This window comes from Clostridium taeniosporum (assembly GCF_001735765.2).
Classification (GTDB): domain Bacteria; phylum Bacillota; class Clostridia; order Clostridiales; family Clostridiaceae; genus Clostridium; species Clostridium taeniosporum.
This window is the reverse complement of the sequence record NZ_CP017253.2, coordinates 2,847,451-2,870,878: the sequence shown is the minus strand read 5'-3', so window position 1 is coordinate 2,870,878 and position 23,428 is coordinate 2,847,451. Positions and strand designations below refer to the sequence as shown.

13 protein-coding genes and 1 pseudogene are annotated in these 23,428 nt (G+C 26.5%); 13 read left to right on the top strand and 1 reads right to left on the bottom strand.

Features of this window, described 5'->3' with window-relative positions; translation table 11 throughout:
* Positions 1 to 143 precede the first annotated feature (143 nt).
* From BGI42_RS12995 to BGI42_RS12970, 6 genes and pseudogenes are all read left to right on the top strand, one after another.
* Positions 144 to 1,079 carry an Rpn family recombination-promoting nuclease/putative transposase gene (locus BGI42_RS12995; RefSeq protein WP_069680706.1) on the top strand — a complete coding sequence of 312 codons (936 nt, stop codon included), beginning with the start codon at positions 144 to 146 and terminating at the stop codon, positions 1,077 to 1,079.
* A gap of 343 nt (positions 1,080 to 1,422) precedes the next feature.
* Entirely contained in the window at positions 1,423 to 2,346 is a 924-nt protein-coding gene (locus BGI42_RS12990) for a phage replisome organizer N-terminal domain-containing protein (RefSeq protein WP_069681090.1), read from the top strand.
* A gap of 110 nt (positions 2,347 to 2,456) precedes the next feature.
* A complete protein-coding gene (locus BGI42_RS12985) occupies positions 2,457 to 3,425 on the top strand; it encodes an RpnC/YadD family protein (protein ID WP_069680705.1) in 969 nt (322 codons plus the stop codon).
* Positions 3,426 to 3,460: 35 nt separating this feature from the next.
* Positions 3,461 to 3,589, top strand: a pseudogene (locus BGI42_RS16645) (PD-(D/E)XK nuclease domain-containing protein); the annotation flags it as partial.
* Positions 3,590 to 3,939: 350 nt separating this feature from the next.
* On the top strand, positions 3,940 to 5,655 hold the full coding sequence (locus BGI42_RS12975; protein ID WP_069680704.1) for a methyl-accepting chemotaxis protein: 1,716 nt from the start codon (positions 3,940 to 3,942) through the stop codon (positions 5,653 to 5,655).
* Positions 5,656 to 6,146: 491 nt separating this feature from the next.
* On the top strand, positions 6,147 to 8,186 hold the full coding sequence (locus BGI42_RS12970; RefSeq protein ID WP_069680703.1) for a M13 family metallopeptidase: 2,040 nt from the start codon (positions 6,147 to 6,149) through the stop codon (positions 8,184 to 8,186).
* Positions 8,187 to 8,364: 178 nt separating this feature from the next.
* Here BGI42_RS12970 and BGI42_RS12965 read toward each other — a convergent pair whose 3' ends face one another.
* Positions 8,365 to 9,831, bottom strand: coding sequence for a DUF2334 domain-containing protein (locus BGI42_RS12965; RefSeq protein WP_069680702.1), 1,467 nt, complete (start codon positions 9,829 to 9,831; stop codon positions 8,365 to 8,367).
* 492 nt (positions 9,832 to 10,323) lie between these two features.
* Between BGI42_RS12965 and BGI42_RS12960 the strand changes: the two genes are divergently transcribed.
* From BGI42_RS12960 to BGI42_RS12930, 7 genes are all read left to right on the top strand, one after another.
* Positions 10,324 to 12,270 carry a PspC-like choline-binding domain-containing protein gene (locus BGI42_RS12960; protein WP_069680701.1) on the top strand — a complete coding sequence of 649 codons (1,947 nt, stop codon included), beginning with the start codon at positions 10,324 to 10,326 and terminating at the stop codon, positions 12,268 to 12,270.
* Positions 12,271 to 12,512: 242 nt separating this feature from the next.
* Entirely contained in the window at positions 12,513 to 14,231 is a 1,719-nt protein-coding gene (locus BGI42_RS12955; RefSeq protein WP_069680700.1) for a cadherin-like beta sandwich domain-containing protein, read from the top strand.
* Positions 14,232 to 14,573: 342 nt separating this feature from the next.
* Complete coding sequence (locus BGI42_RS12950) at positions 14,574 to 16,808, top strand: cadherin-like beta sandwich domain-containing protein (protein WP_069680699.1); 2,235 nt, start codon at positions 14,574 to 14,576, stop codon at positions 16,806 to 16,808.
* A gap of 778 nt (positions 16,809 to 17,586) precedes the next feature.
* Positions 17,587 to 19,347 (top strand): PspC-like choline-binding domain-containing protein, encoded by a 1,761-nt coding sequence (locus BGI42_RS12945; RefSeq protein WP_069680698.1) that lies wholly within the window; start codon positions 17,587 to 17,589, stop codon positions 19,345 to 19,347.
* A gap of 146 nt (positions 19,348 to 19,493) precedes the next feature.
* A complete protein-coding gene (locus tag BGI42_RS12940) occupies positions 19,494 to 19,811 on the top strand; it encodes a collagenolytic protease (protein ID WP_069680697.1) in 318 nt (105 codons plus the stop codon).
* A 496-nt stretch (positions 19,812 to 20,307) separates the two neighbouring features.
* Positions 20,308 to 21,924 (top strand): collagenolytic protease, encoded by a 1,617-nt coding sequence (locus BGI42_RS12935; protein WP_069680696.1) that lies wholly within the window; start codon positions 20,308 to 20,310, stop codon positions 21,922 to 21,924.
* 572 nt (positions 21,925 to 22,496) lie between these two features.
* On the top strand, positions 22,497 to 23,414 hold the full coding sequence (locus BGI42_RS12930; RefSeq protein ID WP_069680695.1) for an N-acetylmuramoyl-L-alanine amidase family protein: 918 nt from the start codon (positions 22,497 to 22,499) through the stop codon (positions 23,412 to 23,414).
* Positions 23,415 to 23,428: the final 14 nt, after the last annotated feature.

Here is a 23,428-nt window from a genome sequence, read left to right as displayed (position 1 = left end):
TATTATTTAGAAGCTTAAGATACATAACTTAGCAATAATAAAAAATCAACTAGATAAGAGAAATAAAAAATCTTATCTATTTTTTATTTTAAGAAAATAAAAGATAGGTTATAATTAAGATAATAAACAGTAGGAGTGATGTTTTGAAAAATAGTAATGTGCATCATGAACACGATGTAGGATATAAGCATATATTTTCACATAAGGAAACATTTTTAGAATTTTTAAGAAGCTTCACTAAGAAAGAATGGGCTAATTTAATAAAAGAAGAAGATTTAATTTTGGTAGATAAGTCTTATGTTCTTTCGGATTTTGAGGAAGAGGAATCTGATATTTTATATAAAGCAAATATAAATGATGAGGAAGTAATATTTTATGTATTACTAGAATTTCAATCAAAAGTAGATTTTCAAATGCCTATGAGATTGTTATTCTATATGACAGAAATTTGGAGAGACATACTTAAGAATACAGATAAAAATGATAGAAGAAGAAAAAGTTTTAAATTACCATCAATTGTTCCAATAGTTTTATATAATGGAAAGAATAAATGGACTGCAAAGGTTAGTTTTAAGGAAATATTAAGTGGTTATGAATTATTTGAGGATAATATCTTAGATTTTAATTATATGTTATTTGATATTAATAGGTATTCTGATAATGAATTGCTTAATATATCAAATATGATATCAGCAGTATTTTTATTAGATCAGGACATGACAGAAGATGAATTAGTAAGAAGACTTAAAAAGATGATATATTTTTTGAAAAAGATATCACCAGAGCAATTTAGTGTATTTAAGCAATGGCTTAAAAATATAGTTAAACCAAGAGTTAGAGATGATTTAAAAGATGAAATTGAAAATGTTCTTGAAAAGAGTAATCAAGAGGAGGTAGATTTTATGGTTCATAATTTAGAAAAAACTTTAGATAATATAGAGAAAAAGGGAATAGAAAAACAAGCAAAAAAAACAGCAATAAAGGCAATAAAAATGGGAATGACTAATGAAGTTATAATTGAATTAACTGGATTGATGGAACAAGAAATAAATGATATAAGAAAAGAAATTAGTCATTAATTAAAATTGATAAATTTATATTATTGAAATATTAATTAAGAGTCAGGGTGAGAGCTCTGGCTTTTTTGAGTTAAGAAGGGATAGTGGAGAGTTGAGAGTGGAGGAAAAAATTCCTTAGGGGAATTTTGTAACAAGTTATAGGATGCATAGAGCAGATAAGATTTAAAGGTCTTATCTGTTTTTTTATAAAAAATTTTATATTTTCATGTAATATTTCTTTCTAATGCATATATATTGTTTAGAAGCTTAAGATACATAACTTAGCAATGATAAGAAAATGTGTATGGATTTAAAAATAAAACTTAATGTATATGATAAAAAATTAAAAGGAGATGTTTTTAATATGGAAAGAAAAATAGTAAAGTTAAGAGTAGATATGTATAACGATACTAAGTTTAAGATAATAGATACAATGGAGGACAGGGATGTTATTCATTATATTTGGACTAGACTTTTAACTTTAGCAGGTAAAGTTAATTTAGAAGGAGATTTGTATCTTTCAAAAAGTATTCCTTATACAGTAGGAACGCTAGCTTTAGAATTTAATAGAAGTGCTGAAAAGGTTAAATTAGCTTTAAAGGTATTTATCGATTTAGAAATGGTTGAATTAATTGAAGATAATGTTTATAGAGTGAAGAATTTTGTTAAACATCAAAATATTAAGTCTAAGAAAGAAGTTGATATTGCAGAAAAAGTAGAATGTAATGAAGAAAAATTAAGTGATATTAATTCTGCTAAGGTTAATAAAAATCTTATAGAGAAAATAGATAATAATGATCTAAAAGATAAAGTAACTGATGTGGAATATATAGTTAATAAAGATATTGGAAAGAGTATATTTGATTTTGAAAAAGAAAAACAAAATAACAATAACATGGTTTTAAATATTAGTGAAGATATAGAAAATAAAAATAATAATATTAAAGTTATAGAGCTTAATAATGATAAAAAATCTAATGCTGATTTAGCTATTATTAATGTAAAAGATAATTCCAAAATTCAGAGTGAAAATATTTCTGATAAATCAGTTTTGGATAAGAATTTATTAAATAATGAAGTCAGTGTAAAAGATAAAGCTAATTTAGATAAAGAATTTGTATTTAGTAAAGCTGACAATAAGAAAAAGAGAAATAAATCAAAGAAGCAAAAAAGGAAAGAGGAAGAGAGTGATATTATTTCAATATGGGATGGTGATGATATAGAGGATATTTGTGGATTGAGTGATGAGGTGCCAGAAGGAAAATTAATTACTACATTTAAAGTTTAGGTAATTGCTTTTGTGGTGTGAAAATTTATAGATACAATTTTAAGGCTATTATTTGTTTTAAGAAAATGAAAGATAGGTTATAATTAAATTAGAGGAAGGTAGGTGATAATTTGACAGTAAGTAATGAAAAAGTAAAGCTTGATGAGATACTAAAGTTTTTATTTTCTACATCTAAAAAAGTATTGGTTAATTTATTAAATGGAATTTTTGAAGAAAATTTTAGTGATGATGAAGTTGAATTATCAGTAAGTAATAATGAATTTATAATGGATACATTTGATACTTTAAGGGGAGATGTATTCTTTGACATACTAAATAATGAAACTAGAGATAAAGTTAGTTATCATTTAGAGTTTCAGACTAAAAATGATAGTACAATGGTAATAAGAATGTTTGAATATGGATTTAAAAAAGGTAAAGAACAAGCGGGAAATAGGGATGACTTTAAAACTATATATTTTCCTAAACAAAAAGTAATATTTATTGAGCGTAATAATAATATAAAGGATGATATAAAATTAAGAATAGTTTTACCTGATGAACAAAGTTTTATTTATTCAGTTCCTGTAATGAAATATTGGGAATATACTGATAAGGAACTTATAGAAAATAAGATGTATCCATTATTACCATTACAATTATTTAATCTTAGAAAAGAATTAGAGTATTTTAGAAGAAAAAATGATATTGAAAATATAAAAGAATTATCAATTAAGGCAAAGGACATTGCATTGAAGATAGCAAATGAGTCAAAAGAGCTATTCGAAAAAAATGAAATAGTAGGCGAGGACTTTCATAAGATGTTGCTTGCAATACAGAATTTAATTGAATATTTAAATAGAAATTATTTTAAGGATGAGAGATTAGAAGAAGAGGTGAATACAATGACAAAAACATTATATGATCCAGAAGTAGAAAAAAGAGGAATAGAAAAAGGAATAGAAAAAGGAATAGAAAAGAAAGCAAAAGAAACAGCAGTAAAAGCAATAAAGTTAGGTATGAGTAATGAAGTCATAATTGAGTTAACTGGATTAACACAGCAGCAAATAAATGATATTAGAAAAGAACAAATTAACTAGTTAAAATATATTTTTAAGAGAATATAGTGTAGGAAATTAAAGAAGCGTTAAATCAAATTGAAGAAAATAAGTATGAAGCTGAACTTAAGGAAAGAAATATAGATAATATATTAAAACTTGCCATTGTCTTTAAAGGGAAAAAAGTTAAAGTTTTTGAAGGATAGATTAAATATGTTTTAAAAAGCAGATAGGATGTAAAATTCTTATCTGTTTTTTTTAACTAAGGAAAATATAGAATTTTTAAAGGTTACAATATAGATTTAATTAAATATTAGTTAAGAGTGGAGAGTTAATGAAAAAATTCCTTAATTCTAAGCTTTTAAATTATCCACTCTCAACTAAAAACGTTGATTAGGCACTTTTGTTATAAAGAAATTTTAAATCATTTATTTTACCATATTTATAATTTTTTTAAAATGAGGTATAATATAACAATATTTAGTTGATATTTGTAGTATTTTCATTGTATATGATTTTTAAAAATATATTATAAAAAGAGGAAAGGTAGGATAAAATGAAATTTTTTGTTAATTTAGCAGTAAAGAAAAAACTTTTATTAGTATTTTCAGTAGTATGTATTTTTATTTTCTTAATAGGATTTCAAGGAATATTAAGCTCATCAAAGATAAACGAAGGTTCTAAAAAAATATATAGTACTAATTTAATAGCTATTAAAGATTTAGAACAAATTAGAGGAAATATAAATTATATGAGAGTTAATCTCCTTGAAATTGCCCATTCAATAGATAATTTTAAATTAGATGAACAGATAAATATTATAGATGATCTAACAAAAGAAGATGAAAAAATTATGAAGGAATATGAAAGTTTAGATTTAACTTCAGAAGAGTCTAAAGCTTATAATGATTTTAAAAATTATTTATTAAAATATAGAGAGACAAGAGTTAAGGTAATTGAGTGTGTAAAAGCTAATAATTATGATGAGGCCGTTAAAATTGTTAACTCAGATTTATTTAGTATTAATGAGTCTATGTTTCAAGATTTACAAAAGTGTATTGATATAAATGAAAAATTAGCAGAGAAAGCAAATTCAAATAATATAAATCAATTTAGTCACTCTAAAAACAAAATTATAATTTATACAATTATAGTATTTTTAATTATAATTCTTATGGCATACATACTAACAGAAAGTATAACTAATCCATTAAATAAAATAAAAGAATTTGCAAATAGATTATCAAGCTATGATTTTTCAGCGCCAATTAATATTACAAGGAAAGATGAACTTGGACAAGCTGGTAATGATTTAAATAAAGCACAGGAAAATATAAAGGAATTAATAAAAGTAATTATGGAAAATTCACAAGATATAAGTGCATCATCTGAAGAACTTTCAGCAACAGTACAAGAATTATCTTCAAAATCTGTTACTATAGATGAAGCTGTAAATAATATTGCTTCTAGTATGCAAGAATCTAGTGCTACTACAGAAGAAATAAGTGCATCTACAGAAGAAGTTGATGCAAGTGTTAATATGCTTTCTTCAAGGGCTTTAGAAGGAAGTAATAATGCTAATAAATCTAAAGAAAGAGCTTTAGAAGTTAAAAATAATGGTGAAAAGGCTATTAATGAAACTATAAAAATAACTGAAGAAAAACAAATGAATATGGAAAAGGCTATTGAAGATGGAAAAGTAGTAGATAGCATAAAAGTTATGGCAGACACCATAGGAAGTATAGCAGAACAAACTAATTTGCTTGCATTAAATGCTGCAATAGAAGCAGCAAGAGCAGGGGAAGCAGGGAAAGGCTTTGCTGTAGTAGCAGAAGAAGTTAGAAAACTTGCAGAAGAGTCTTCGCAAGCAGTAGTAAATATTAAAGATACTATTACTAAAGTACAAGGAGCATTCAAAAGTAGCATTGATACAGGTAGTGATATATTGAATTTTATAAATACAAATGTATATAAGCAATTTAATAATTATGGGGAAACAGGGAACAAGTATTATAATGATTCAGATTTGGTAAATAAAATGTCTGAGGAATTTGCTAATATGTCTGAAGAAATAGCAATTACAGTTGGACAAGTAAGTAAAGCTGTTCAAACTATGGCATTATCTTCACAAAAATCAAGTGAAGAAGCAGAAACAATAAAGATGAGTATGGATGAAACTACAAAAGCTATAGAACAAGTAGCTCTAACAGCACAAGGTCAAGCAGAGCTTGCTCAAAAGCTTAATAATATAGTTCAAAAATTTAAGATATAATGAACCATTATGGTGTGATTTTTTTCAAAACAGATAAGATGTAATAATTTTATCTGTTTTTTTATCCTCTAATAAATTATATTGTTGGAACTTTTATGGATAACTTTGTTAAACGAATTAAACATATGGAAGAGTTAAATTGAGAATTAAAAGTTGAAAGTGAGAGTTAAGTATAAATATTCTCAGGAAGATTTTAAAAAATATAATTAAAGAAAACCTGCGATTTTAAACAATAACTTTGAATTGTAAATTATCCATTCTCAATTAAAAAAGCAGAAGTATTTTGTTATGCTATAAATCATAAAAAACGTTAATAAATATATGATTTCTTATAATAATAATTTTATATTTGTGTAAACTAACAATGTACAAGTTGGTTTTTATAATTTGTTTAATCAAAAAGAATTTGTGTCAATATACTTATATTGGGAAATATGGTATATTAGATTTACAATTTAAAAATAAATAAGATATAGGGGATGAGACTTAAAATGGCAAAATTTAAGAAGACTAGGCTTATAGCATTAGCTTTAGCAGGTTCATTATTTATGTCCCAAGCAACATATGTTAAAGCAGCTGAAGTAAATAACACAGTTAAATTAGAAAATAAAGCAGTAGACAGCAACATAAGATTGCAAGATGATTTTTATAGTGCAACTAATAAGAATTGGTTAAGTACTGCTAAAATTGAAGATGGGGAAGTATCGAATTCTTCTTTTAATGAGGCTGAAAAAGCTTTAACAGAGCAAAAGAAAGAGATAATGAAAGAATTATTAGCAAATGAAAAAAATTATTCAAAAGATAGTGATGAAAAAAAGATTATTAATTTATATAAAAATATTTTAAATATGGAAGAAAGAAATAAACAAGGTATAGAACCTATTAAGGGAATATTAGATAAAATTAATAATATTAAAACTTTAGATGATATTAGAGAACTTGGTAAATATGATATAGGAAATCCATTAATAAATGTAGGATGCAGTGTTGATTTAAAAGATGCAACTAGATATGCAGCTTATGTTTATCCAACACATCTTACTTTAGGTAATTCAGATGAATATTTAAAACCAACAGAAAATACTAAAAGAATTAAAGGATTAGTTGAAAATTATTATAAGAAAATATTAACTTTAGTAGGAAATACAGAAGAAGAAGCTAAAACTAAGGTTGATAACTTATTTAAATTAGAATATATGATAGCTAAAACAATAACAGGAAGAGAAGAAAATTCTAAAAATCCGAATGCTATAGATAATCAATATAATGTATATACTTTAGATAAGCTTGATGAATTAGCACCAAATCTAAAGATAAAAGATTTTATTAAAGATTCTAAGATGGATAAAGCAAATAAGATAATTTTAACACAGCCAAAGTGGTTAAAAGCAATGAATGATATTTATACAGAAGAAAATATACCACTTATTAAAGACTACATTGAAATTAATAATTTAGCTAGTTTATCATCATGTCTTGGAGAAGATTTTGAAAAAGCAGCAAATGAGTTTTCTAAAGCTTGTTTAGGAACAAAAGGAGATACACCTAAAGAAGAAGAAGCTATTAGTATAGTTAATTCAGCTTTACCAATGGCATTTGGTAAGTTATATGTTGAAAAGTATTTTTCAAAGAGCACTAAAGATGATGTTAAAAATATGACTGATGAAATAATTAAAACTTACGAAAAGAGAATAGATAATTTAGATTGGATGAGCGATTCAACTAAAAAGAGTGCTAAAAAGAAATTAAATAAAATTGGTATTCAAATTGGATATCCTAAAAAATGGGATGATTATTCTAATTTAGAAATAAGATCATATGAAGAAGGCGGATCACTTTTAGAAAATTTAATGAATTTAGGAAAATTTACAGAAGAAAAGCAATTAAGTAAATTAAACAAAAAAGTAGATAAATCAGAATTTGCATGTCCTCCACAAATGGTAAATGCTTTTTATAATCCAACAGCTAATACAATTACAGTTCCAGCAGGAATTCTTCAACAAGAATTTTATAACCCAAAGGCAAGTAAAGAACATAATTTAGGTGCAATTGGTGCAATTATAGGTCATGAAATAAGTCATGCTTTTGATAATAATGGAGCTAAGTTTGATGGAGATGGTAATTTAAATAGTTGGTGGAGCAAAGAAGATTATAAAAAATTCGAAGATAAAACTAATAAGGTAAGAAGTTTTTATAATAATGTGAAATTAGATAATGGTAAAAATGTAAATGGAGATCTTACAGTAGGTGAAAACATAGCAGATATAGGAGGAATTGCTTGTGCATTAGATATTTTAAATAAGATGCCTAATGCTAACTATAAAGATTTCTTTGAAAGTAATGCTAATGTATGGCGTGAAATTAGTACAAAAGAATACGCAGATTTAAAATTACAAAATGATGTACATTCACCTAACAAAGTAAGAGCTAATGTTGTATTATCACAATTTGATAAATTTTATGACACATATAAAATAAAAGAAAGTGATAAGATGTATGTGAAACCAGAAGATAGATTAAAAATTTGGTAGTGTTAAATAAAATGCTGAAAGATTTATTTAATATGTAAGTTTAAATAATAATAGTAAACCATGCATTAATATAAATAATATAATTAAATGCATGGTTTCTTTTATAATTACTTCTAAGATATAAAAAAATGAGAAATGTTTAAATAAAAGTATTATGTTTTATATTTAGAAATAATTTCTACAATTCTGTAACTTTAGTCATTTTATATTCTTTTTCTTTTAATATATTTATCAATTTTTTTAATGTAGAATTATCTTCATAGCTATATGTTGGACATCCATTAGAATCTTCATCTAGTTTAATAAATTTATTTTCTAAAGAAGGATGAAAAAACACACTTCCCATATTAGAATTATCTGAATTTCTTATTCTATCTAAACACATTTCTTCTTTGCTTTCTGCAATATAATCTAATGGGGTAGAGATATATAATGAAGAATTATTATATGGACTTAATTGTGGTTTTTTTAAATCAGCTTTATCAACCCCATAATCATTAAAGGGATAATAAAGTATTTTAAAATATTCTTCTGCAATTTTATTTTGTTCTGGAGTTATTTCATAATGAGGTACTTCAAAAAAGTCTATTGGTATATCTAAGTATTTGGCAGTTTCAATAGCTTTTTTTATTTTTTCTCTAAATATAGTTGTGGAAGGTTCATATCTACCAAATTCAAATCCAGCAGCTGATTCATTATCACCAATTTGATGAGTGTATCCATGTAAACCAATAATACCATTGTTATTTTTTAAGTAATCAAGTGTATATACCATTTCTGCTATTTCAAAATTATTTTTAGTTAAAGGATCATTATCTATTTTAAAGTTAGGATTTTTATATCTTGGAATCCAAGCTATATGATAAGGAATATTTTCTTCATTCATATATTCTCCAATTATACGAAGGTTTTCAAAGTAATTTTTATCATAACCTTGAGAAGTTACACATATATCTTCAAATCTTATTAGCCCTATTTGAGTATTTTTAGAAGTAGTATTATTTTGATTTTCTTGTGAAGTATTATTAAGATTGTTAATAAAATCATTATTTGCAGAGGTATTTTTAATTTCATTATTAGAAGTTATTTTGCAGTTAATTATTTTGTTATCTTTAACCCATCTAGTATATAAGTTAAACATATTAGATAAATCAGAAAAACATATGTAATATATATCATCACTATTTAATAAATCTTTTTTTAATTTAAATTCTTTATTAGGACATTTAACGATATTGTTTAAAAGATTAATTGAGTAAGTTTCATCATTAATATTTAAATATAAAGAGTTATCATTTCTAGTAAACTTACCATTTAAATTATATATAACTTCATTTAAAGGAATATAATATCTATTTTTATTTAAGTATATTGGCAAGGTGAAATCTAAATTATTTCCATTTAATTTAAGTCTTATATTATCTTCATTCATATCAAAACCTTTAAAATTTGAAAAATTATTAGAAATCAAATCATTACTTTTAGATGAATTATCAATTATTAAGTTTTCTTCATTATTATTAGTAATTATATTGTTATCATGGTTTGTTAAATTTTTAGTTGTAAAATTTTCTTCATTAGTACAACCTATTAAAAAAATAAGTATAAATAATAACAAAATAAAAAAGTAATGTTTTTTTACCATAAATAAAATCCTTTCTCCATATATAAATAATTTAAGTTATTTATATATTTTGTACTTAAAGTGATGATTTTATTTAGATAATACTGATTATTAAAATATATTAAATGTAATAGAAGTCAAAATTACAACTATAACCATATAATCAAATTTATTTAATAAAATAAATATTATTGAATTTTAAATAAATTTTTTCAAAAAAGGACCTAAATTAGAAATTATTATTGTATTGTATAACGTAAGATATATGGAATTAAAATACACATATAGAAAATAAGTATTAAAAATATATAATTTTCTAATATGATAATTATATACCAAAAAATCAATTGACAGGAACAAGGTTTTTGGTATAATGATAAAAGTAGGTTTTGACCATAAAAATCCAAAAAAGTAATAGATAATTATATTATCATAGTTTATATCAAACTTTACATTAATATGTTATAATGGTATAATTTATGATGATTTTAAAAATTAGGAGGGAAAGAAATTATGTTTAACAGAGCAAACAAAATGACAGCTTTATTAGTAGCTGCAGCTGCTGTTGTTTCATTAGTTCCAGCTACTGGAGTTAATGCAGCAGACGTAGAAAGAATAGAATCAAAAGATGGAAAGGTTTATAATGCAGTAGCTTATAAAGATGGACACGCTTACATTGATGGTGATGAAATCAGCAATAAAGATGAAGGTGTTTATTATTTATCAGGAGGAAAATATTCTGAATTAGATAAGGTAGATACAGATTCAGACGTAGAAGTTTATGGTGAAAAATATGTTAATGTTGATGATGCAGATTACTTTGTTGATTTAACAAACGGTAAAGTAACTGATGATGATGTTAAAGAAGATGATATTGATGAAGTTGCTGGAAAGTTAAGAAAGAACCTTAAAGATGATACTGATGATAGATATGAAGAAAAAAATGCTTCTTCATACAGAGAAGATGCAAAAGAAAATAAAGCTGGTATTGATACAATAAAAAGTATTCCAGGAAATAAATTTGGAGAAACATGGTATACAACTGAAGTTTCTCCAGCAAAAACAGAAGAATATGATAAGGTTAATGAAGGACAAAATTTCAACATATTCACAGATGCAAAAGGAAACTATATTGATGCTGATTACAACTTAGGAAAAATCAAAGTTGAATCAACTAGTGGAGATTCAGTTAAAATAGAAAACACAAATGATAAAGAAGACATTGGTAAAGTAGATGACGCTATATCTGCAAGTGTTAAACAAAACGCTATTTTAGGACAAGATTCTAAAAATATTTATAGAACAGCTACAATTACTATTAAAGCTGAAGATGGTGTTTTAATATCAGAAGTTTATGGAATTAAAGTTGGTAAAGAAGAAAAGAAAGATGGAAAACCTGAAGTAGTTAATAATGGAGCATTTAGATGTGACGGTTTAACAAAGGATAAGGACAATGATAATAAGATTGGTGCTGAAGAAGTACATTTTGATGTAATTCAAAAGATATCAAAACAAAAAGCTTCTCATGATGTAGATGGAGCTAATTATGCTAAGGATGTAACTAGCTATGTTATCTCTAAGGATAATGGAGAAGAAGTATCTGAAAAATCTTTAATTTATAAAGATAATAAAGATGTTAAATATACAGTTGCTAAGGGAAAAGTCATTGCTTATTTAACATATGAGGATGATAAAAAAGATAAAGTAAAAACTGAAACAATAACTTTAGACAAGGATCATAACTTATACTACACTGATATTGCTGATCAAGCTGATGAAGAAGTAAAAAAGAATGATAAGTGTGCATTAGATATTGACGTTGATGGTAACCTTTGGAGATTAGATGGCGGATATATTTATAAATGGGACAACGATGAAGATTGGGACAAAGTTTACAAAGTAGACGGATCTATGACTGAATTATCAGTTTATGATAAAAACAACATGATCGTTTGGGATGAAAATGATGAAGTTTATTCAATAATCGGAAACAAAGAAGATAAAAAAGATAAAGAAGAAGACAATAAAGTTGAAGTTAAAGCTGGATGGGCTCAAGGAACTGATGGAACTTGGTCATTCGTTAATGCTGACGGAACTAAGAAAACTGGTTGGTTCCAAGATGGAGCTAATTGGTACTTAGCTAATGAAGCTGGTATTATGCAAACTGGATGGAAAACTGTTGGTGGAACTTGGTACTACCTAAATGAATCAGGAGCTATGCAAACTGGATGGAAAAATCTTGGTGGAACTTGGTACTACTTAAATAATTCAGGAGCTATGCAAACTGGATGGGTTATCGTTTCAGGAAACTGGTACTTCTTACAACCATCAGGAGCTATGAAAACTGGTTGGTACAACGATAATGGAACTTGGTACTGCTTAGATGCATCAGGAAAAATGTTAGCTAACACAACTGTAAATGGATATACTTTAGGAGCTAACGGAGCTTGGGTTAAATAATTTAAGCTTTAAATATTAAAGGACTTCCTTTTGGGAGTCCTTTATTTTTATGCAAAAATTCCTAATTATCCACTTTAAAACAAAAGAATTGGCATAGTTACTTTGTTTTTAATATTAGAGATTTTGTTATTAACCATATTTTTCCATATATAAAAACATAATAAAAAATTAAGGGAATATTTAATGCATTTTATAGGCGAAAATGGTAAAATGTTAGTATATATGTAATGGGAGGGAGAATAATGAATAAAAGATTGAAAAGGATCATTGCAATAGCACTTACAATTAGTGCATTTTCAACAATACAACCGACAAAATATATGAATTTATTTACTACAACAGCATATGCTTCAAGTAGACATATAGATAATTTAGTATTAAATAAGACTGATACATCAAGAGAATTAGATTTATATAGAGATTCTGATTATGATTCAAGTATAGAATTTAGGACAAGTAGAAGTCAGTATTATGCTAAGACTTCATTAAGAAGTGTTAATGTAAGTTGTGATACAGATGGTGATTATGAAACTTATGTTTTTGTGGATGATAATAAGAGATCAACTGCATTTGAACCAGATGAAGAAATACAACTTGGAAAAGGAACTACAATTTTACATGTAAGAACTTATAAAGAAGGACGTTTTGACAAGAACAATGTTAAAAATGATGTTTATGATGAATATGAAATTCATGTAGAAAGAACTTCATCAGGATCTTCAAATAACAGTGACTTATATTTATCTACTATTTCTTTAGATTATGGTAAAATATCTTTTTCTAAAAATAAAACAAAGTATAATATAGATGTAAATTCATCTGTTGATGAATTAGAAATTAAAGCTAAACCATCAGATGAAGATTATACTGTAAGAATAGATGGTATGAAAGCAAGAGAAAGTAATGGATATAAGGAAACTGTGGATCTTAAAAAAGGTAAAAATACTATTGAAGTGGTAGTAACAGATGAAGATGATAATGAAAAAATATATACATTAAATATATATAGAGGTGGAAGAGATTCTTCAAGCTCAGATTCTAAAGATGAAGATAATAGACAAGATCCAGTATATTTAGATGATTTAACATTAAATAATGGAGATATTAAATTAGATTTTAGCAGAAAAGTAACATCATATGATGTTAAAGTTGCATCTAATATAGATTCAGTAAAGATTGAAGCAGAGCCAGAAGATGATGATTATGATGTAACAATAGATAATAGAAGTGTAAATTCTAAAAATCAAAGAACAGTAAATTTAGATTTAAATAAGAAGAATAAGATAAAAGTTAAGGTAAAAAATGAAGATGATGAATATAGAATATATACTTTAAATATAACAAGAGGAGTAGTTAATTCATCAAATAATAGTAGCAATAATAATAGTAATAATACTAGTAAACCAGTAATAGTAACACCAGGTGGAAATTCAACTTCTAGCAATTCAACTTCTGGAACAACAGTGAAACCAGGAGATGGAAAAAATAATAGTAATTCATCAAGTAAAGTAGGAAGCTCTATTAAAAATAAGTGGGTTAAAAAGTCAGATGGTAATTGGCAATACTATGATGCTAATGGATTTGTTTTAAAGAATAAATGGTTTAAAGGTGCTAATAATAAGTGGTACTATTTAAAAGATGATGGAACTATGAAGACAAGCTGGTTAAAAAATAATAATAAATGGTATTATTTAAATTATGATGGATCAATGTTTAATGGATGGATTAAGTTAAATGGATTCTGGTACTATTTTAATAATGATGGATCAATGTTAGTTGGTTGGTATAAAATAGGTGATAACTGGTACTATTCAAATGCTGATGGAGCTATGAGGACAGGCTGGTTACAAGAAGGAAAAACAAAATATTATCTAAATTCTGACGGAACAATGCAAAAAGGACAAAAGACAATAAGTGGAGTTAATTATAACTTTGCTGCTAATGGTCAATTAATACAATAAAATATTTTATATGAAAAAGCATAATTACATTTTATGCTTTTTTGTTCTTTAGAAAATTATACGTTTGCCGGAATTTTCTAAAATACGTTGGAAAAGGTGGATATGTAAAAAATCTACGGCTCTATAGTTGCCTTTGAGATTTTTTTGTATTTAATAAATTAAATTTTGACATAATAATTGGATTTTTGTGTTTAAAAAAATTCCTATAATTGCTATAATTGCTTATGTAAAGTTTTATATGGATTTAAACGATAATTATTGTAGGATAAAGGTTTAATTTACTAACAAAAAGGGAGGAGGAAAATTGCTAAAATTAATATTTAATTAGCAATATAATAGATAATGAAAGTTAATTTTAAAAGAATTATTTCACAATTATTAGTATTGACAGTTATGATTACAGGAATTCAACTTGGTAATATTAAATCAGCTAATGCAGCAGAATTGAATTTGGGATTTAATGTAGAAGCTGGTGGAGCCATTTTAGATATTAATAAGAGTTCTACAAATTCTTATTACACAGATGAAATTGATATGTCTGCATCAACTATTAATATAAAATCAAGTGATACGTCATATTATAAACTTGAAGGGGTAACGTCTAGTTCCAGTGGTGTTAAAATTGCAAGTTCAATAAGTAATGGAGTTACAAGCTATAAAATAGCTATAACTAAGTATAATGATTTTAATGCTACTATAAAAGTAAAAGATTTAGGAACTCAAGAGGTTAAATCTTATAATGTGAATTTTAAATTTAAAGAAGAAAATGCAGATAAATTTAAATTTGATAAAATAATGATAGTTGCATCTGGTAGTGGTGGAACAATGAATCTTGATTTAGATTATAATACTGGTGGAGATGATTATTACCTATCAGGATTAGGTGATGATGTAAGTACTGCTAAGGTTAGTATAGTAGATCAAAATGGTAAATCTATAACATCAGGTGTTAGAATTACCAAAGATGGCAAGACTGGAACATTTAAGTTAAGTGGTGGAGATAATGAAATACTTATAAGTAGAACAGTTAATGGACGTACTAAAGTATTTAAACTTGTAATTTCTAAAAAAGGAACTCCTAAATTAAAATATTTAACAGGAGTAACATTATCACCAAGATTTGATTCAGAAGTTACAGAATATACAGCTAAAGTTCCAACAAAAACAGAAAAAATAACATTAAAACCAACAGCAGTAGATAATTCATCTACTATAAGAATAAATGGTGTTATTGTAAAAAGTGGATCTAATAGTCAACCTATATCATTAAAAGAAGGAAAAAATGATATAGCTATTAAAGTTACTACACAAGATGGAGAAGTTGAAGTTTATAATATAGAGGTTACTAGAACTGAAGCACCAAGAAGTTCATATTTAAAATCTTTAAAAATAAAATCAGCAACAATTTCACCATCATTTAATAAGCAAACTTTTGACTATACAGCTACTGTTGAAAATAAAGTCACTGCTGTAACTATTACTCCAACAGCAGAGTATTCTACATCTACTATTAGGGTTAATGGAAAAAAAGTTGTAAGTGGAGGAACTACCGGATACATTAGTTTAGATGAAGGTGCTAATGAGGTAGAAATAAAAGTTACTGATGCTAAAGGTGATACAAGCACTTATAATATAGTTATTACAAGAAGATATTCAAAAGATAATGTAAAACTTTCAACTCTTAAGAGTACGGAAGGTAAATTATCTCCAAAATTTGATTCAGAAACATATCTTTATACTGTAAAAGTTGATAGAGCAGTAAGAAGAACTAAACTTGTATTTACAGCTCAAAATGATAAAGCAAAAGTAAAGATAGATGGTAGAGAATATGCAAGTTCACAAGAATCTGATTATATTGATTTAAAAATAGGTGCAAATCTTGTTAATATAGAAGTTACAGCAGAAGATAAGAAAACTACAACTCTATATAGAGTTAGTATAATTAGAGATAAAATACAAGCTGTTAATGAATGGGTGTTATCTGGTGATGATTGGACATTTTATGATGCATTAGGTGTTCAAGTAAAAAATAAATGGGTAAAGTATGATAAGCAATGGTACTTTGTAAATGTCAGTGGATACATGGAAAGAGATGGATGGATAAATGAGAGTGGAAAATGGTATTATCTAAATGCAGATGGAACCATGAAAACTGGTTGGTTTAAAAATAATGGATATTGGTACTATCTTCAAGCCGATGGAGCTATGCAGAATTCAGGTTGGTCATATTATGATAAGACATGGTATATGTTTGGACCTAATGGAATGCTAGAGACTGGTTGGAAATTATACAAGGGTAATTGGTATTTCTTATTAGATAATGGTACTATGAGAAGAGGATGGCAATATTATGATTTAAATTGGTATTATTTAAATGATGATGGAACCATGAGAAAAGGCTGGTTATATGACGGAAAGTATTACTATTATTTAGACAAGAGTGGTGTAATGAAAACTGGTTGGCAAAGAATAAATGGTAAGGACTATTATTTTGATTCAGCAGGAAAAATGAAGACAGGCTTTATATTCCTAGATGGAAAATGGTATAATTTAGGACAAGATGGAGCTTTAAGTTAGTTTAACTGAAGAATTATATTCACTATTTTAATTTAGTAATTATGATAAAAAACGCTGTGAGTTTTTGCTCATGGCGTTTTTTTATTATTTAGAAGATTTTAAAGTTTCTAAGTTAAAGTAAAGATTAGTTGAAAGTTGAGAGGATTGGTAAGACAAGAGTTGAGAGGATGGATAAGTTGATAGTAGATAATGAAAAGTAGAGGAAAAAAATCCTTGGTGAATTTTAAAACATGTATTTTCAGAAAATATTTAGGATTTTCAACTATAAAGTGATGTAATGATCATTAACGCTAATCTTTTGGATTATACACTCTTAACTAAAAAGTGTGTTGTAGCCACTTTATTTAAGGTTTAATAAGAATTTACAACAATATATATACGTATATATATTGTTATTTTTGGTTTAAAAGTATCGGAATTTTGTTGATTTTATAATGGATACAAGGAAAATGGAAATTTATATATTATTATAAAATTAAATGAATATAAAGAATAAAAATGAATAAATATAGTATATTTATTTCATTATAATGAATATATATAAAATTATGTAAAAAAAAATGGTTTTTGTAATATCCAATTCTTTTAAATTCTTCTCTAGGAAATATAATCTAGTAATAATTTCGAAAAAAACTATTTTCAAATGTGTCGAAAGATGCTAGAATAAAGTCATGGCAAGGGAGTATGGAAAACATACAGCAAAGCCGTAGTTACAAAAGATAAAGCTTTTAATAAATTAAATATCACAAATGATAAGAGAACAAGGAGAGAAAAGAATATGATAAAAAGAATGAACAAATTAACTGCTCTTTTAGTTGCTGCAACAGCTGTAGCTTCAATCGTTCCAACAGGGGTTAGCGCTGCTGACTACGAAAGAATAGAATCAAAGGATGGTTCAATCTATAATGCAGTAGCATTTAAAGATGGAAAATTCTTTGTTGATGGTAACATCAAAGATGGAGATACTGATGCTGCTTACTATTTAAATTCTGGAAAATATACAGAATTAGAAGACATTGATACTGGAGTAAATGTTGAAGGAATATATTCTGACAAATATCTTTCAGTTGAAGGTGGAGATTACTACATAAATTTAGAAACAGGTAAAGTTATAGATGAAGACTTATCAGAAGATAACTTAGATGATTTAGCAGTAGCTTTAAGAAAACAAATGAAAGATAAAGCTGATGACAGATATGAAACTGAACACGATAAATTAAAATCAGTTGATGATTTTACTTTATTAGAAGGTGCTAAATATGCTGACGCTTGGTATGGTGTTAAATATGATGGAAAGAATGTTTACACAGATCTTGAAGGAAAGTATATAGATGCTGATTATAACTTAGGAAAAATTAGAGTAGAAGTTACAACTGGATCAAGCACAAAATCAGTTACTTTACACAACACAGAAGATGCTGAAGATTCAATTACAGATGGACAAGAAGTTTCAGCTAAAATTGTTGATGCAAAAGTAATTGCACAAGATTCAGCTAACATATACAGAACAGCAACTATAGAAATAACTGCTGGAACTGATACAGTTGCTAAAATCAACAATGTTGATGTAACTGCTGAAGATGGAAAAGTTACATTAAAAGTTATCCAAAAGATATCTAAAGCTCAAGCTTCTGATGATATAGATGGAGCTAAATATGCTAAGACAGTATATAACTATGCTATAACAGATGAAGAAGGCGTAGATGCAACTGCAGAATTAGCTGATATGTCATTCAACGCTGTAGATGGAAAATTAGTAGCTTACAAAACAACAGAAACTGCTGAAGGAATAGAAGTTGCTGTTAAAACAGTTAAATTCTCTACTGAAAGAGGATATACTTACACTGAAATTGAAGATGTAGATACAGAAGAAGGAATTGCTTTTGACATAGATGTTGACGGTAACATGTGGTTATTAGACGGTGGAGCTATTTATAAATTTGACAATGAAGAAGATTGGGACAAAGTTTATAAAGTAGACGGATCTATGGATAAAATGTCAGTTTACAACAAAGATAACATGGTTGTTTGGAATGAAAAAGATGAAGTTTATTCAGTAATTGGTGGACAAGAAGAGTCAACTGATGAAACTGAAGAAACTGAAAAACCAGAAGTTGTTACTGGATGGAATAAGAATTCAGATGGAACTTGGGCTTATGTTAAAGCTGATGGAACTAAAGCTACTGGTTGGTTAAATGACAACGGAACTTGGTACTACTTAAATGCATCTGGAAACATGCAAACAGGATGGATCAATGATAACGGAACTTGGTACTTAACTAATGCTTCAGGAGCTATGTTAACTGGATGGCAAAATGTTAATGGAACTTGGTACTTTATGCAAGCATCAGGAGCTATGAAAACTGGTTGGATCAATGACAACGGAACTTGGTACTACATGCAAGCTTCAGGAGCAATGAAGACTGGTTGGTTAAATGACAATGGTACTTGGTACTTCTTAAATGGTTCAGGAAAAATGCTTTCTAACACAACTGTAAACGGATATGTTTTAGGAGCTAACGGAGCTTGGATTAGATAATTATAAATAGATAATTATCATAAATAAAATATGGTGGGGCTTTGCCCCACCTTTTTTTATACAAATGTATTAAATTAGTTGTGAAATAATAGAAAAATAATGATGATTATTATAAATAAAACTTTAATCGTAGGGGGGATATACTAATGGAGTTTGATTACAGTGGTTGGAAAGTATTAAAAGGTAAATGGCATTTTTTTTATAATGGATTTGTAAAAAAAGGTTGGATTCAGGATGGACATGCTTGGTATTATTTAAATGATGATGGTGAAATGCAAACAGGCTGGATCAAAGATGGTGAAGGAGAATATTTTTCAAACTCAAGAGGAGTAATGCAAACAGGATGGATATGTGATTGTGAAACATCATATTATGCAAATAAAAATGGATTGATTCAAAAGGGAAAAGTAACTATTCAAGGAAAATTATATAATTTTTCTGAAGATGGAAAGCTTATTTTATAGAAGTATATTAAAAATTGCACCTAGGGGTCATAATGACCTTTGGGTGTATTTTTTTGCAAATTATATTACTAAAAATCTAAGGGGGGAGCTTATAAAATATAATTTAAATCAATTATCAACTCTCAATTAAAAAGTGTGGTTTAGCCACTTTTTTATAAATGAACATTGGTCAATTTTATATTTAAACTAATGAGTATAAGTGGTATAATAATAGATATTCATAATATAAGGCATATGAATATAAATAAATTAGCATACTGACTAGCTATTTATTTGGATGTGCCTAATAGAATGGTTTCTTATATTTTAAGTATGAGGTAAAATATAATTTAGAATATAAAAAGGATTTTAAATTGTATTTTAGAAAATCACTTAGTACATAAATTTTGATATGGACAAATTAAAATAAAAATTTTAATGGTTAAAATAACAAATAAATTAGAAATTTTATTATAGTAAATTTTTTAATTTTGAAATTATCAAGGGGGATAAAATGATGATAAAGAGAATTAAGAAAGTTATGGCATTATTACTTGTTGCAACTTCATTAGTAGCAATAGCACCTAGAGATATATTCAAAGGAAATATTACTGCTTATGCAGCAACAACAGAAGGACAATGGACAGCATCTGATGAAGCTAAAGTTCAAGCTGGTTTAAAGAAATATTTAAAGGATAATGTATATACTGATGCAGATGATATAAGACTTACATTTATGAAATATGTAAAAGTAGATTTAAATAAAGAATTAATAGAGAAAATAGTGACTCCAATGGTAACTAAAGAGGTTACAGAGCAAGTGAAAAAAGGAGTAATTATTAAGGCTAAAAAAGAACATCCTGAATTGTCAGCATTATCAGATGAACAAATAGCAAAAATGCCTGAGATTGATGCTAAGATTAAAGGGATAGTTGAAAAAATGTTACCAATTGCCATTGCAGAAACAACTACAAAATTGCAAAGTGCAATGCAACAAATACCAGTTTATAAATACTCATGTATAAAATCAGATAATACAGTTTTAGCAAGTGGAGTTGTAATTGGAGGACCAATAGCTGGAATGTTATTAAAAGAAAATAAAATAATATATGTTGATACTACTAAATTAAGCACTATAGGTAATTCAGTTAAAGAATTAGTAGATAAAGCAGAAGGAATAATAAAAAATTTAGGGGAAGATATTTTAAAAAAGATAGTTGATAAATTAAATATTAAACAAATAATAGGAGATATTAGTAGTACTATTACAGAAGCTTTAGATGATGTAGCTGATTCTGTAGATAGAGTTTCTAATTCTATCACTGATCTATTTGATGATTTAGATGATAGTACTGAAGATTTCTTTGATAAAATAGATAAAGAAGAAGGTTGGGACAAGCATGACGGATATGTTTATTACTATGATGAAGATGGTATTAAATATAGAGGCGTTCATGAAATAAAAGGAAAAAATTATTATTTTAATAGAATTGATGGAGCTATGGAAACAGGATGGCAAATTGTTGATGGAAAGAGATGTTACTTTTCACCTAAAAAGGGTTATCAACTTTATAGTCAATGGATAAAAGATGGTGACAAAATTTATTGCCTTGATGAAAAAGGAGAAGTAAGGAAATCTCAATGGGCTCAAGATGGAGAAAATACATGTTATTTAAAAGCTGATGGAACAGTAGCTAAAGGATGGTATTCTGTAAATAGAGATGAAAAATATTATTTTAATGAAACTACTGGATATATTGAAACTTCAAAATGGGTGTATGATGATCAAGAATGGTATTATTTAAAAGATAGTGGAATGGTAGCAACTGATTGGGAATTAGTTAATGGAAAATGGTATTGCTTTAAATCAACTGGTAAGATGCAAACAGGATGGTTTAGACATGATGGAAATTGGTATTATGCAGATTCTACTGGAGCTATGCAAACAGGATGGATATATCATAAAAATAAATGGTTTTATTTAGATGAAAGTGGAAAAATGACTAAGAGTGATTGGATGTTAGTAGATGGAAAATGGTATTATTTTAATTTAAATGGAGAAATGATTAAAGGTTCAAGATATATAGATGGAACAAAATATTACTTTAATTCAGATGGAAGTTTAAAAGGATAAAATCTAGATTAATCAAATATTAGTTGAGAGGGTATAGGACAGGTAAGTTGATAGTGGAGAGGATAGGTAAGTTGAAAATTGATAGTTAAGGAGAAAATTCCTTAGGAAATTTTAAAGTATATATTTTCAGAAAATCTTTAGGATTTTCAACAAAAACTTTCAATTCTCAATTATCCACTCTCAACTAAAAAAACGTGGAGTAGTCACTTTTTAAAATTATGAATTTATAAGTACTTCGTATAATTTTAAATTTTTGAAATTAGTTGAAATTTAAGTTGAAGGAAATATTAGTCGAGAATTAAAAATAGAGGATAGATAAGGTTAGAGTTGATAGTGGAAAGTTGAGAGTTAAGGATAAAATTCATTAGAAAATTTTAAAGTATATATTTTTAGAAAATCTTTAGAATTTTTAACCAAAACTTTCAATTTTCAATTATCCACTCTTAACTAAAAAATGTGGCGTAGCCACTTTTTTTAATTATGAATTCATAACTATGTGTTGTATAATATATTAATATGTAAGATTATTATGGAAAAATATCTATGAATTACATTATGGAAGAGAGGATAGAATGAATAGAAAATTAAAAAGAACTATTGCATTTATGCTTGTTATAGGAGCTATTTCTTCAGTATCACCAGTAAGTTATGATATATTTAACAGTGCTAAGGCATATGCAGCTACACATAATGAGGAATTTTTACTTAAAAAATTAGAAGTATTTGAATCTAAGAGTGGTGAAGAGATACAGTTATTAGATAGTGAGTGGAAAAAAACTAATTTTAGCAAAAAATCTAAAAGAAATTATTGTATTAAGGTAGATAACTCTGTTAATTCTATTACAATAAATACATCTACCAATGCATCATATTATGCAATATATAAAAATGATGGAAAAAGAAATTATAAAGGAAAAGATATTTTACTATCTGATGGAATAACAAAGATTTATATAAAAACTTATGATTTAAAATCTGATGCAGATGATGATAAGAATGTAAAAAAAGAATATAGAATAACAGTTAAAAAGTCATTAGAAGATAATAAAAATTCTTTAAAAAATAATATAGGTGATTCAATAACAGAATTGGTGGATTATGAAAGTGACGAAAAAAATAATAATAAAGATTCATTAAGTAAATTTGATCATCAGGTTTTAGATAATAAGAAAAGAAATCAATGGATTAAGGTAAATGGATTATGGCAATATAATGATTACAGTGGAAATCCAGTTAAATATGACTGGAATCATGATACATTTAATGATAAGTGGTATTTTTTAGATTCATATGGAAACATGACAACTGGTTGGTTGAATAAAGATAATAAGTGGTATTATTTTGATTTAAATGGAGAAATGGCTATAGGTTGGAAAAATATTGATGGAAAATGGTATTATTTTAATTTATTAGGCAAAATGATGAATGAAAGAATATTGGATAATGGAAAATGGTATTATTTTTCACCTTCTGGTGAATTAATTGAATAATTGCAACTAGAGTT

What these genes read in the sequence shown, in the direction of transcription:
- BGI42_RS12990 (WP_069681090.1), top strand. Translation starts at nt 1,423, where the DNA reads ATGGAAAGAAAAATAGTAAAGTTAAGAGTAGATATGTATAACGATACT.
- BGI42_RS12975 (WP_069680704.1), top strand. Translation starts at nt 3,940, where the DNA reads ATGAAATTTTTTGTTAATTTAGCAGTAAAGAAAAAACTTTTATTAGTA.
- BGI42_RS12970 (WP_069680703.1), top strand. Translation starts at nt 6,147, where the DNA reads ATGGCAAAATTTAAGAAGACTAGGCTTATAGCATTAGCTTTAGCAGGT.
- BGI42_RS12965 (WP_069680702.1), bottom strand. Translation starts at nt 9,831, where the DNA reads ATGGTAAAAAAACATTACTTTTTTATTTTGTTATTATTTATACTTATT.
- BGI42_RS12960 (WP_069680701.1), top strand. Translation starts at nt 10,324, where the DNA reads ATGTTTAACAGAGCAAACAAAATGACAGCTTTATTAGTAGCTGCAGCT.
- BGI42_RS12955 (WP_069680700.1), top strand. Translation starts at nt 12,513, where the DNA reads ATGAATAAAAGATTGAAAAGGATCATTGCAATAGCACTTACAATTAGT.
- BGI42_RS12950 (WP_069680699.1), top strand. Translation starts at nt 14,574, where the DNA reads ATGAAAGTTAATTTTAAAAGAATTATTTCACAATTATTAGTATTGACA.
- BGI42_RS12945 (WP_069680698.1), top strand. Translation starts at nt 17,587, where the DNA reads ATGATAAAAAGAATGAACAAATTAACTGCTCTTTTAGTTGCTGCAACA.
- BGI42_RS12940 (WP_069680697.1), top strand. Translation starts at nt 19,494, where the DNA reads ATGGAGTTTGATTACAGTGGTTGGAAAGTATTAAAAGGTAAATGGCAT.
- BGI42_RS12935 (WP_069680696.1), top strand. Translation starts at nt 20,308, where the DNA reads ATGATAAAGAGAATTAAGAAAGTTATGGCATTATTACTTGTTGCAACT.
- BGI42_RS12930 (WP_069680695.1), top strand. Translation starts at nt 22,497, where the DNA reads ATGAATAGAAAATTAAAAAGAACTATTGCATTTATGCTTGTTATAGGA.